Source organism: Microbulbifer variabilis (genome assembly GCF_052468405.1).
Genome location: NZ_CP174343.1, coordinates 1,637,001 through 1,650,287 on the forward strand (window position 1 = coordinate 1,637,001; position 13,287 = coordinate 1,650,287).

The following is a 13,287-nucleotide window of genomic DNA, read 5'->3' on the forward strand; positions in this document are numbered from 1 at the left end:
ATATCATTATGTATATGTTTGCAAGAATCCATGCTGCAAATGAGGTGCAAGATGAATACTTTCACAACAAAATTGAAACTTGCGATTGAAGTGGAGCAGTTGCGCTTTGCCTATAGAACAGGCCCAGCAGTTTTAGAAGTCCCTTATTGGTCGCTGCCTGTTGGTGAGCAGGTATTTTTACGTGGTCGCTCCGGCAGTGGAAAGTCAACCTTCTTAAACTTATTGGCAGGTATACTGGATACAAAAATTGGAAGCCTTAAGGTTCTAGGTCTACCTCTGGGTGCACTGAGTGAACGCAAACGGGATCGTTTCAGGGCGAAACATATTGGTGTAGTTTTCCAGCAATTTAACCTGATTCCCTATTTGAGTGTGGAGGATAATATTCGTGTCGCCACCCACTTCGCTGGTTTCCGGGGCGATTTTCGAGGCAGGGTTAGGGAGTTGCTAGGGGGGCTGTGTTTGGGAGAAGAGGTTTTACCCAAGAAAGTGGTCCACTTGAGTGTCGGGCAGCAACAGAGAGTGGCAATTGTGCGGGCATTGATCAATGAACCGGAATTGTTACTGGTTGATGAGCCTACATCAGCTTTAGACCCCGAAGCGAGAGATGCATTTGTCCAGCTGTTGATGAATGCTTGTGAGCAAAAGAAATGCACACTGGTTTTTGTCAGTCACGATAGCTCCCTGGAACGACACTTCCCTTTGGTTGCGGATATGCGCGAAATAAATATTGCCTGGAAACTCAGGCCCGATTGGGATACTGCACCGGAGGCGTTGGCCGATGTTTATTAAGCTTGCCTGGCATAGCCTGATGCAGCGTAAGGGAAGTGTATCCCTGGCCGTTTTGTCTGTGGCAGTGAGTTTGATATTAGTGTTGGGTATCGAGCAGTTGCGAAGCCATACTAAAAGCAGCTTTGGTCGTACGGTGTCAGGGGTAGATCTTATTGTTGGAGCGCCCACTGGACAGTTAAATCTATTACTGTACAGCATATTCCATATCGGGAATGCCAGTAACCGTATTTCATGGGAGAGTTACCAGGAATTTGCTAAGCTCACGCAAGTTAATTGGGCTATTCCCCTATCCTTAGGAGATTCACATCAAGGTTATAGAGTGGTGGGAACCTCAACTGGATTTCTCGATCACTATCGGTATCGGAATAAGAGGCCATTGGAGCTTTCAAGTGGCCAGAATTTTGTCGATGCTTTTAGTGTGATATTGGGGGCGGAGGTTGCTCGTGAGCTAGACTACCAACTCGATGACTCCCTAACATTAGCGCACGGCTTGGTTGGAACTCATTTTACTGAGCACGATGAAAATTCATTTGTTGTTAGGGGGATACTCAAACCCACAGGTACTCCAGTAGATCGAGTTCTGTACGTAAGCTTGGCAGGGTTGGAAGCGGTCCACGGCGCTGATGTGGAGCATGATGATCTGGTGCCAGATAACATTACTGCCTTTTTGCTGGGGCTTAATTCCCCAATGGCTACATTCCAGGTGCAGAGAAAAATTAACGAATATTCCAAGGAGCCTCTATTGGCAATATTGCCGGGCATTGCATTATCGGAGCTCTGGCAGATACTGGGAGGTATTGAAAAGATATTATTTTTTGTCTCTGCGATGGTTGTTTTAGCTGCATTACTTGGCTTGTGTATCTTGCTACTTTCTACGATGCGTGAGCGAAGATCAGAGATAGCATTGCTGAGGACTATAGGATCGGGCCCATTGTTTCTATTTTTATTGATCCAGGCTGAGGCACTATTGGTTTTGCTTTTAGGTGCTGTAATCGCAGTTGCAGGGCTTATATTAGGAGTCTGGCTGGTTGAGCCGCTGTTGGCAGATCAGTTTGGAGTTTATCTTGATGGATTTAGTATGGGCGAACATACAATCATGCTTTTGGGGGCAGTGCTTGTTAGTACTTTGATAGTAGCTGCAATACCCGCTATTAGTGCATGTCGGCAGGGTTTAAGAGATAGCCACTGGGTAGGTTGAGCGGATAATTAGGCGCGGTATGGAGTATTTGCCCTCGTGTTTATTTAAAAAGTACGTCCTTTTTTGGCCAGTAGCATCACTAAACTAATCGAAATTGATTGTTCAGTGATGCATTAGGGCTAATCTACTCCCTACTGATTTTCTTGCTCCAAAAGCTTCTTCTTATCAATTTTACCTACGGGGGTAACTGGAAGGCGAGATAATACTTTAAGATGTTCTGGTAGCTTAAAGGTGGCCAGGCCTCTTTCGGTCAGGAAGTTGCGTAACATTTTTAGGGTGGGCGCATTATCTGCACATACAATAGCTGCTCCAACTTGCTCTCCTAGCACTTTATCCGGCAAGGGCATAACAGCTGCTTGTTGAATGCTGGGGTGGGCGAGTAGGTGCTCTTCAATTTCGTCGCATACAAATGTTTCCCCGCCCCGATTCACAACATCTTTGAGTCGCCCGGTAACTACAATATTGCCATTGTCCAGAATGCGTACACGATCCCCGCTGCGATAGAAGCCATCTGGGGTAAAAGCGCGTCGGTTATGTTCTTCTGCACGGTAATAGCCTCTCAGTGTATAGGGGCCGCGAGTGAGCAGCTCTCCTTCTTCTCCGGCTTGCACTTCCTGTCCGTACTCATCGACCACTTTTAGAGTATCGAGGGAGCTCATAGGTCTGCCTTGAGTATTGGTGATGGTTTCATCGTTATCTTCGTAGTGGGTGTAACATATCAAGCCTTCGGCCATACCGAATACCTGCTGTAGTGCACCGGGAAAAGCATCTATTGCAGCATTGGCGTCAGTTGGACTCAGCTTTGAGCCACCGACTTGCAGTAAGCGGAGAGAGCTTAAATCAGCATCTTCCCACTCTGTCGCTGCAGTCCAGACCTGAGCCAGTGCTGGGACCAGGGCTGTGGCGGTTACGCCGTAGCGCTCTATCAGCTCGAAGCAGTAGTCCGGGCTTGCATCTTTGGTGAATATTACTTGCCCACCCATGGATAGCGTGCCCAGAATGCCGGGGCAACCCAGTGGAAAATTATGGGCGGCGGGGAGTACTGCCAGGTAGATTTCATCTTTTCCTAAATTACAAGCGGCGGTAGCGCAGGTAATGTTGTAACGATAGTCATTGTGGGTGCGTGGAATAAGTTTCGGAAGTCCTGTAGTGCCACCGGAAACGAGGAATAAGGCTGGGGCGTTGGGGTCTACGGGAACTGGGGTGAAGCCTTGGCATTCTCTTCTGGGCAGGGGAGGGAATGTGTCATTTTCATCAGAGCTGTATATGCCTCGCAAGGTCGGAGATTGCGAAGCAATTTGTTCTATCATGCTGTGACGGCTTTCACCACTTTCCGCTCCTGAAGTGATATAGATACTGGCACCCGAGACCTGTGCAAAATGGCATATTTCATTTTGGCGATGTGCAGGCAAAGCTAGTACAGGAACCAGTCCCGCTCGAAATAAGCCGAGCAGGGCTGTAATAAAACTGACCTGGTTGCTCCACTGGAGTATTGCCCGCTCCCCAGCTTTGTAGCCTTGTACCACCAGGCCTGCGGCAATACTATCGGCCTCGTTAACCAATTCTGTGTAAGTTAATTGATCCGATAGATCCCGAACTGCGCATCGGTTGGGAAAGTTTTTCGCATTACGCGTGATCAGCTCCCAAATAGGTTGGTTATCCCAAATTCCTTGTTGCTGATAGAAAGCCTCTAGTTCCTTCGGGTGAGGCGTGTAACCATTAAGTAAATTATTTTCCATGCTGGTCTCCTGAAATGTTTGGGTGGAGCAGGCGAGTGATTTTTTGAATCTTCTTTGGATTTCTAAATTAAGAATTAACAGTTAGTATTCACGGCTTCAAATTTCTTATTGAGATAAATTTATGTCCGGCGCTTGGCTACAGATTCCTCGCCCTCAACCTAAAGCGGCTATCCGACTTTTGTGTTTGCCTCATGCTGGTGGTTCAGCATCACTTTACCGGCCCTGGGCGAAATTATTGCCAGCTTCCATAGAGTTGGTTCTCGTATGTTTACCGGGTAGGGAGCAACGCTGTAATGAAGCTATGCCCGCAGATATGCAAACTTTAATTGCTTTGTTAAGTAGGGCTATCAAACCTGTCATCGATAAACCTTGGGCAGTATTTGGGCACAGTATGGGAGCTACAGTTGCTCATGAATTGGCTCTCTCCTTGTATCGCGAAAAATTGCGCGGTCCTGAACACATATTTGTCTCTGCGCGCGAAGCGCCACAATTTCAAAAGAGTGGAAACGTACACCAGTTGAGTGATGAGTCTCTCTGCCAACAACTTATTGAACTTGGTGGTACTGCCCCTGAATTATTAGAGATTCCTGAGTTAAGAGCCCTGCTGCTTCCCACTATACGCCAGGATTATCGATTGATCGAAACCAGCAAGATGTCCTCGGACCAACTTTTAGATTGCCCCATCACCGCGATGCTAGGACGGGATGATCCTGAGTTGAGCACCGATGAAGCTCGGGGTTGGCAGCAGTGGACCAATGGTGAGTTCCAATTGAAAGAATACGCAGGTAACCATTTTTATCTGTCAGATTGTCCCGATCTGGTGGTTGGCCATATTGTTCAGAAGCTCCGCTTGGCCTAACTGCATGTAAAGTTAAGTTGGCCGTATAAAATCTTTCTGTTTCTTGTAACACTATCGAAATTAATTGCCGGGAGAATAGGGCTGTTGAGCGGCCCTATATTCTCCATCGTTCAATAGATAGCGGATCTCTGCCTCGATTAATCCGGGATCATTATTTTTGATGATGTTCGAATTATTTCTCTTTAGTAACAAGTAGCACACTCTCTCTCCACCCTGACGCCCAAATCCAAAACAAACATCCCGTTGATTTCGCAAATGATATGTTATAACGTTTCATTATTGATGGGAAGATGAACTGCTTAGGTGATGGAGTTTCTATGCAAGCAATGAAGCTGCCAATGGAATGTGAAAACCTGAATGAAATCCGCGAGGGTATCGACTCCATTGATCGCGAGATCATCAGGCTGTTGCAGCAGCGTATGGGTTATGTTCTGTCCGCAGCACAGTTCAAGCCGGATGAGTCCAGTATTCCCGCTCCGGATCGGGTTGCGTCTATGTTGATCGATCGTCGTCGTTGGGCTGAGGAAGATCAGTTATCGGCCGATTATATAGAGCAGCTTTTTAGCGGCATTATCCAGTGGTTTATCAATCAGCAGAAGCTGCACTGGCGAGCCGAGCATGGCTTGCCTGTAGAGGACGATGTATGAAAGGCCGCTCTAAATATGCCGGCCTGGAGGCGTGTCTGCAGGAAGCCAAATCCAGGTTGAGTCTGGTACAGCCAGAAGTTTTGGCATCATTTTCATTTCCGTGTCATAGGCAGAATCCGATTGGATTGTTCGCCACAAATTATCGACATGAGCGGATCGCTTCCCTGTGGGGAGCCCCCTCCAGTGATAATTATTCTGTGAGCTTTGGCTCTGCCTTTGAATTTAGTTGTGCTCCTGGAGAGTCTTGGTCTGAAATCCAAACTAGTTGGCAAAAATTATTGTCTTCCTCCGTTGTAAGTGGGGGGCACCAACCAATTTTGTGTGGTGGGTTTGCTTTTGATTGCCAAAAAGACTCCTCATCCCTGTGGCAAGACTTCCCTTCTGGGGTGCTCACGCTGCCTGAGTTGGCCCTTTACTGTGATGAGGATCGCAGTTATCTGGTAATGAATTTTATTGTGACGAGCCAAACAGACTGTAACCGCGTCGCTGAGCAAGTGAAGGCGAGGTGGCAAGCTATTTTATCCCGTAACTCTGGCTCTTCCGCGAACGACAATTTATTGCTGGGCGAGTCTGACTTTAACAGTAGTAATGAGCATCAAACGGCTTGGCAGCAGCGCGTCGTTGGTGCGGTTGAATCAATCAAGCGTAACGAGTTTCAGAAAGTGGTTCTCGCGCGTTCGGAATCTTTGGACGCGGATTGTTGTCCAGGAAGTATTCTTGGATATTTGCGAGAGGCTTATCCCGATGCCTATTTGTTTGCCTTTTCCCGAGAGCGTAGTTGCTTTGTCGGAGCTTCACCTGAGCGCTTAGCCGCAGTTAAAGAAGGGCGTGTCAGTACAGTTGCTCTGGCCGGCAGCGCACCTCGGGGAAAAGATCCGGCAAGTGATTATCATCTGGGATTATCTCTGCTTAATAGTGATAAAGACCGCTTCGAACACGACCTGGTTGTCCAACATCTCCTTTCTATTTTGCGCAAATACTGCCACAGCGTAGCGGAACCAGAACCGCCCCAACTCTGTAAATTAAAGCAAATTCAGCATTTGCTGACGCCTCTAGAGGGATTGGTGAAAGATGGCGTAAATCTATTGGATATCTTATCTGGTTTACACCCAAGTGCTGCGGTGGGGGGGCTGCCAAGGAAAAAAGCACTGAAGTACATCCGTGAAAATGAGGGGCTGGACCGCGGTTGGTACGCCGGACCCATTGGTTGGATCAATGCTGAGGGGGAGGGGGAGTTTGCTGTTGCTCTGCGTTCTGCGCTTTTTACCTCGGGCAAGGTGACACTATTTGCCGGTTGCGGCCTGGTTGAAGCCTCCCTTCCTACTCACGAGTATCGTGAAAGTTGCATCAAAATGCGTGTTATCCGAGACGCAATAAGGAGCGTATCTCTTGTCGCCGAAGCCGCAGAATAAATCAGAGCCAATCAGCCCGGCCAGTTTGTTAAAGGATTTAGTTTGTCAGGCTATTGATGCCGATATTAATGACATTAATCCGCAGGATGACTTAATTGCACTGGGGCTCAACTCAGTACAAATCATGAAGATAGCTGGCCAATTAAGGCAGAAAAAGATCAAAGTAAAATTTGCTGATCTTATCGCGGTGCCTCGATTGGAAGCCTGGCTTTCTCTACCTCAGTTGGCTACTGGAACTGAAGAAAGTACCAGTGAACATTTATCTGTGCCGGGCGCTTTTGATGAAATCACTCCCTTTGATTTGGCACCGATGCAACATGCCTATTGGATTGGACGAGACCCGAATCAATATTTAGGGGGCGTTGCCGCACATTTTTATCATGAGTTTGATGGCCAGGATGTAGTACCTGATCGATTGGAACAGGCTGTGCGCTCCCTGTTCGAGCGACATGGGATGCTGCGTGTTCAAATCCTCGATGATGGCCGACAGCAGATTCCCGCTGAAGTGAGCTGGCCCGGTTTAAAGGTTCACGATTTCAGGCACCAAACTGCTGCAGAAGCGGAGCAGAGTCTTATCGCTGTTAGGGAGCAACTCTCCCATCGGCAGCTGGATATATTGCAGGGTGAGGTTTTTGATGTTCAGCTCTCATTGTTACCTGCGGAATTAAAAGCTGGCGGCACACGCCTGCATATTAATCTGGATATGGTAGCCGCAGATGCCTTTAGCCTGCGCGTGTTACTGAATGACCTGGCCAAGCTCTACCTGAAACCAGAGCAGTCACTGGTACCGCTGAGTTACAGTTATCCGCGCTACCAGGCTGACCGCAGCGCTCTTCACTCAAAGGAAGAGCGGCAGGCTGAGAAGCAGCAGGCCAAAGAACACTGGCAGGATCGCCTGGCAGATTTGCCCGGCGCTCCTCAATTACCCACTGCAATAGGTATTGAGTCTAAAGACACTCGTCGCGTTGTTCGTCGCCACTATAGTCTGTCTGCTGATCGGAAAAACCAGCTGGCGGAATTTGCGAGCCGTCACGGTATTACTTTGTCCATGACCCTGGCAGCGGCGCTTGCCGAAGTGCTTACGGTCTATAGCGAAGAGTCAGATTTCCTGCTGAATCTCCCCCTGTTCGACCGGGAATCCCTGCACCGGGATGTCAACTCCCTGGTAGGAGACTTTACTTCTTCAATCTTGCTTGCCTGGCAGGGCAGCCTGAGTGGAACCTTCGTTGAGCGTGCACAGCGCTTACAACACAACTTCCGTCAGGATGTAGCGCACGGGAGTTATTCCGGCGTAGAGGTGCTGCGTGACCTCAGCAGACAACAGGGACAAACGGTGTTTGCGCCGGTCGTCTTTACCAGTGCGCTTGGGCTGGGAGAATTATTTGGCGAGTCAGTTCGCAGTGCCTTTGGAGATGTCAATTGGATTATCTCCCAAGGGCCACAAGTGTGGCTGGACGTACAGGTTATGGAGCTCAAAGGCGGCCTGTCCGTAAACTGGGATGCGAGGGAAGCTGCTTTTGCTCCCGGCGTCCTGGATGGCATGTTTGCGGCCTTTACGCAGTTACTGGAATGCCTGATCGGCAGCCCGGAATTCTGGGCCCAGCCGATACCATCGCTGCTGCCAGCGGAGCAAAAGCAGCAGCGCCAGGAGGTAAATTCCACAGCCAAACCATACCAGCCTCACCAATTACACGAACATTTTTTTAGCAATGCTAAAAACTGCCCTGAAGCAGTGGCTCTCTATTGGAACGGTGATCAAATCCGTTACGGGGAGTTGGCCCACAGAGCTTTGGCGATGGCTGCGTATTTACAGCTTCAAGGTGTTGAGACCGGTGATTTGGTCGGTATTTTATTACCCAAGGGGCCGGAGCAGATTATTACAGCCTTGGGCGTATTAGCGGCAGGAGCGGCTTATCTGCCGCTGGGTATAGACCAGCCACCGTTGCGTAGAGAGCGCGTGATAAAGCTTGCCGGAGCCAAGCTGGTTATAGATAACTTGTCTGTGCTCTCTGGTGTTGCGCCTTTATCCCAGCCTGTTGTGGGAGAGGTAAAAGATCTCGCCTATACCATTTTCACCTCTGGTTCTACCGGTGAACCCAAGGGCGTAGAAATTAGTCACGGTAGTGCCTGGAATACCATAGCGGACATTAACGCGCGCTTTTCGGTTAACGAAAATGATCGAGTGCTCGCCGTATCAGCATTGGATTTCGATCTTTCCGTTTACGATATTTTTGGGCTCTTGTCCGCCGGCGGAGCACTGGTATTGGTTGAAGAGGAATCCCGGCGGGATGCTGAGCGCTGGCATCAGCTGGTGTGTCAGCATGGCGTTACTGTTTGGAATACGGTGCCGGCGCTGTTGGATATGCTGTTGACCACGGGTGGTGATACTCCAGCTGGCGAGCTGCGCCTGGTTTTAAATTCTGGCGACTGGATCAGCCTCGACCTGCCGGAACGATTAAAGCGCGTAAACCCCGGTTGTCGCTTTATCGCTTTGGGTGGCGCCACTGAAGCTTCTATTTGGTCGAACAATTTTGAAGTCAAAGAAGTTGATTCCTCTTGGCGGTCTATTCCCTATGGTTACCCCTTAGCCAACCAGCAATTCAGAGTGGTGGATGCCCTAGGGCGCGATTGCCCTGACTGGGTGACAGGGGAGTTGTGGATCGGTGGTGCTGGCGTTGCCTTGGGGTATCGCGGTGCTCCCGGTATCACCGCAGCCCGTTTTGTGACAGACGAAGGCGAGCGCTGGTACCGCACCGGAGACTTGGGCCGCTACTGGCCGAACGGGTGCCTGGAGTTTTTGGGCCGCGTCGATAATCAGGTCAAGGTGCGTGGACACCGCATTGAACTCGGCGAGATTGAAGCGGCACTGACCGCGCACAAAGGGATTGCGCAAGCGGTCGCACTGCTGACTCAGCGAGGTGTGGTTGCGGTTGTCGTTCTGGAATCCAAATTATCGCAAGGGAATATCAATCCAGAAACGTGCTTTGTTGATTTGCAGCAGTTGCAGGAACCCTTGAACGACCTGCGGGAGTTCCTGACCCAACGATTGACCAGCGCCATGCTGCCCAGTGAGCTTTGCTGTCTCGCTGAAATACCTCTTACCGCCAATGGCAAAATTGATCGCGGCGGTTTACAGCAGTTTGCCGATGAATCCATAGCGCAACATCAGGCAAAGCAGAACCCACCGCAAGGTAAATTAGAGCAGCAGGTGGCTGCCGCCTGGTGCAAATTCCTCGATGTTACTGATATAGCCCGGGATGATAATTTCTTCGCGCTTGGGGGTGACTCCCTGTTAGCAACCCGTGTTGTGCGAGATCTGCGCGAGTCTGGCTTTGAAGGTGTCACACTGTCGGAATTATTTAGCCAGCCCAGCTTGGCCGACTTTGCTGCGACATTAGTTCAAGATCCAACTGAGAACCCACAGCGAAATAAAGGCACTACCGAAATTACTGTTACACCCTGGCAATCGGATAAGGCCAATCGGTACGCCGATTTTGAACCTACCGATGTCCAGCGGGCCTATTGGCTGGGAAGGGACCCGGAATTTGTTTTGGGTGGTATCGGTTGTCATTTTTATCGCGAATACGACGTTGTTGATCTCGATCTGGAGCGTTTGGAGTCTGCACTAAACGCGATGATTGCCCGCCATGAAATGCTGCGGGCTGTATTCGACAGCGAAGGTCGACAGCGCATCCTTGCCGATGTGCCGAGATTTTCCATCGATGTTACAGAGGTAGACCGCGATCCAGCTTCTGCTTTTGCGCAACTGCGACAGGAGTGCGCGGAGCAGGTGTTTGAGCCCAGCCGATGGCCACTGTTTGATGTCCGTGCGGTGCGCTGTGGGCGCAATACCCGATTGGCTATCGGTTTGGATAATTTGATTCTCGATGCCTTCAGTATTCTGCTGTTTTATCGTGAGTTAAATATTCTTTATCAGAGCCCTGAAACTCATCTACCTTCTATCGAACTCTCTTTCCGCGACTATGTGCGCAATGTATTGCCGCAAACTACCGCAGTATTTGATAGTGATCTTCCCCAAGGTCCCCTGGCTGCCGCAAAAACTTTTTGGCAGCACAAATTATCGGAGCTGCCTCCCGCGCCCCAGCTACCCATTGTACGGGAGCCGGCATCCATTGAGCGCCCGCACTTTGTGCGTCATCAACAGCATATTGATAAAGGGACCTGGCAAAACCTGGTTGCGCGCGCGGCTGAGCAGGGAATCACGCCTTCGAGCCTCCTTTTAACGGCTTTTGCCGAAGTGCTTAGTCGTTGGAGCAGTCGCCCCGACCTGAGCTTGAACCTTACCCTGTTCGACCGTCGTGAAGTTCACCCGGATATCTATCGAGTGATGGGGGATTTCACCTCCCTGACCCTGGTGGGTTACCAGCCAGAGGCCGGTGACAGCTGGTTGGTGCGAGCGAAAAAAATACAAGGGGAAGTTGGCGCGGCCCTGGAACATCGCGATATTTCCAGTGTTAGCCTGATGCGGGAATTAGCCCGCCGGCAGAGCGACGCAGAAGCCACAATGCCCGTTGTCTTCACCAGTGCACTGGGTATTCCCGGTGGCACAGCGGCACCGGAAAATGGGCCTCTGCGGGACCCCATCTGGGCCCTGACACAAACGCCGCAAGTCTGGCTGGATCACCAGGTGGTCGAAGTCGAGGGTGGCGTTTTCTTAAATTGGGATGTTGTCGAAGCGCTTTTCCCTGAGGGGATGTGCGCGGAAATGTTCCAGGCCTATATCGGCTTGCTCCAATGGGCGGGTGACGCTGAATGGGATTCCACACCGCCTGATTTATTACCCAAGTCTCAACGGGAATTGAGAACCCAGCTTGAAAAGCGTACCGCAATTGACCCAACGGATAATTTGTCGCAGCGATTTTTCCAGCAAGCAAAAGCGAATCCCGACAATATCGCCTTATATTGGGGTGACGATAATTCCCTGAGTTATGGCGTCCTGGCAGAGCGTGCTTTGCGCATCGCTGCCAGGTTATTGGAAAGCCAGGTTTCACCTGCCGAGGTGGTGGCCGTCAACCTGCCGAAAGGACCCGACCAGATTGCCGCTGTTCTTGGAGTACTCGCAGCGGGAGCTGCTTATTTACCTGTTGGTATCGATCAACCGCAGGCAAGGTGCGAGTCAATGTTGCGCCGTGCCGAGGTAAAAGTGGTACTCGACCAAAGTGCAATTCAACAGGCCGAACAGTTCGCTCCTATTGGTGAACCGATTTCTGAGCCTATTGCAACAGAACCTGAGCAACTGGCTTATATCATTTTCACTTCCGGCTCCACAGGTGAACCCAAGGGCGTCGAAATCAGTCACGGTGCTGCCTGGAATACCATTGCGGATATCAACGAACGTTTCTCTGTTGATGAAAATGATCGTGTACTGGCCATTTCAGCCCTGGATTTTGACCTCTCTGTTTACGATATCTTCGGACTGCTATCGGTTGGTGGTGCGCTGGTATTGATTGAGGAGGAGGACCGGCGGGATGCCGAGCGCTGGCATCAATGGGTATGTCACTACGGCATCACCATCTGGAATACGGTACCGGCGCTACTGGATATGTTACTCACTGTCGGTGCCGGTACACCGCCTGGCAAATTGCGTTTGGTATTAAATTCCGGCGATTGGATTGGCCTGGATTTACCCCAGCGCTTAAAACAAGTACAGCCCGAATGCCGTTTTATCGCACTGGGTGGCGCCACGGAAGCTTCTATTTGGTCCAACAGTTTTGAAGTTATAGACGTTGACCCAAGCTGGCACTCGATCCCGTACGGATACCCCCTGGCTAACCAGAAATTCAGGGTAATGGATACCCAGGGGCGCGACTGCCCTGACTGGACAACGGGTGAGCTGTGGATCGGTGGTGATGGTGTCGCCATGGGCTATCGCGGGGCGCCCGAGTTGACCGAAGCGCGCTTTGTTACGGTCGATGGTGAGCGCTGGTATCGCACAGGGGACCTTGGGCGCTACTGGCCGAATGGATGCCTGGAATTTTTGGGGCGCGCCGATAGCCAGGTCAAGGTCCGTGGCCATCGCATAGAGCTGGGTGAAATCGAAACCGTATTTAATCGTCAGATGTTTGTGCAGCGCGCGCTGGTGCTGACCACAGAAGAACAACAGCTGGTCGCTGCCGTTGTGCTTAAACCTGAATGTCCACCAACTTTTAGTACTGATGACTTGCGCGAGTACCTTCGCCACCACCTGCCGTCTTATATGATCCCGGATTTCATAGTGACTTTGCCGGAAATGCCCCTAAGTGCAAACGGCAAATTGGATCGGGCTTCAGTATTAAAGCTCGTGCATGCGGTGGAAAAACCGCAACAGGAAAAAGCGGCTGAACTGGTGACGGATAACGAGCGCCTGGTAGCCCAGATTTGGCAAGAGCTTCTTAGCCTGCCCGTAATAAACCGCGATCAAAATTTCTTTGAATTGGGTGGCGATAGTTTATTGGCAACCCGGTTTATCGACCGCCTAAAACAGCAACACCATTTGCTGCTTCCCCTCAGACGTTTATTTGCCTCTCCGAGACTGGCAGATGTTGCCGGTGCCCTAAGCGCAATGGAACCGCTAGTGGATGTTGATCCCGATACGGTGGAAGAGGGCGTGATATGAGCTTGTTGGCAATTTTATTTTTCAGCG

The 13,287-nt window shown here is 50.4% G+C and carries 7 protein-coding genes; 6 read left to right on the forward strand and 1 reads right to left on the reverse strand.

Features of this window, described 5'->3' with window-relative positions; genetic code table 11:
* The first annotated feature begins 51 nt into the window (after positions 1-51).
* Positions 52-789, forward strand: a complete 738-nt coding sequence (locus ACJJJB_RS07680) for an ABC transporter ATP-binding protein (protein ID WP_445365993.1) — start codon at positions 52-54, stop codon at positions 787-789.
* Positions 779-1,987: an ABC transporter permease gene (locus ACJJJB_RS07685; RefSeq protein WP_020415347.1), complete on the forward strand. Its 1,209-nt coding sequence runs from the start codon at positions 779-781 to the stop codon at positions 1,985-1,987. Before ACJJJB_RS07680 ends, ACJJJB_RS07685 begins: the two co-directional genes overlap by 11 nt.
* Positions 1,988-2,118: 131 nt before the next feature.
* Here ACJJJB_RS07685 and ACJJJB_RS07690 read toward each other — a convergent pair whose 3' ends face one another.
* Positions 2,119-3,726 (reverse strand): (2,3-dihydroxybenzoyl)adenylate synthase, encoded by a 1,608-nt coding sequence (locus ACJJJB_RS07690; RefSeq protein ID WP_444946868.1) that lies wholly within the window; start codon positions 3,724-3,726, stop codon positions 2,119-2,121.
* 121 nt (positions 3,727-3,847) lie between these two features.
* Between ACJJJB_RS07690 and ACJJJB_RS07695 the strand changes: the two genes are divergently transcribed.
* From ACJJJB_RS07695 to ACJJJB_RS07710, 4 genes are all read left to right on the forward strand, one after another.
* Complete coding sequence (locus ACJJJB_RS07695; RefSeq protein ID WP_444946867.1) at positions 3,848-4,585, forward strand: thioesterase II family protein; 738 nt, start codon at positions 3,848-3,850, stop codon at positions 4,583-4,585.
* Positions 4,586-4,902: 317 nt separating this feature from the next.
* Positions 4,903-5,232 carry an isochorismate lyase gene (locus tag ACJJJB_RS07700; protein ID WP_444935834.1) on the forward strand — a complete coding sequence of 110 codons (330 nt, stop codon included), beginning with the start codon at positions 4,903-4,905 and terminating at the stop codon, positions 5,230-5,232.
* A complete protein-coding gene (locus ACJJJB_RS07705) occupies positions 5,229-6,644 on the forward strand; it encodes an isochorismate synthase (protein ID WP_445365994.1) in 1,416 nt (471 codons plus the stop codon). The genes ACJJJB_RS07700 and ACJJJB_RS07705 overlap by 4 nt, the downstream gene beginning before the upstream one ends.
* Complete coding sequence (locus ACJJJB_RS07710) at positions 6,622-13,260, forward strand: non-ribosomal peptide synthetase (protein WP_445365995.1); 6,639 nt, start codon at positions 6,622-6,624, stop codon at positions 13,258-13,260. The genes ACJJJB_RS07705 and ACJJJB_RS07710 overlap by 23 nt, the downstream gene beginning before the upstream one ends.
* The last annotated feature ends 27 nt before the right edge of the window (positions 13,261-13,287 follow it).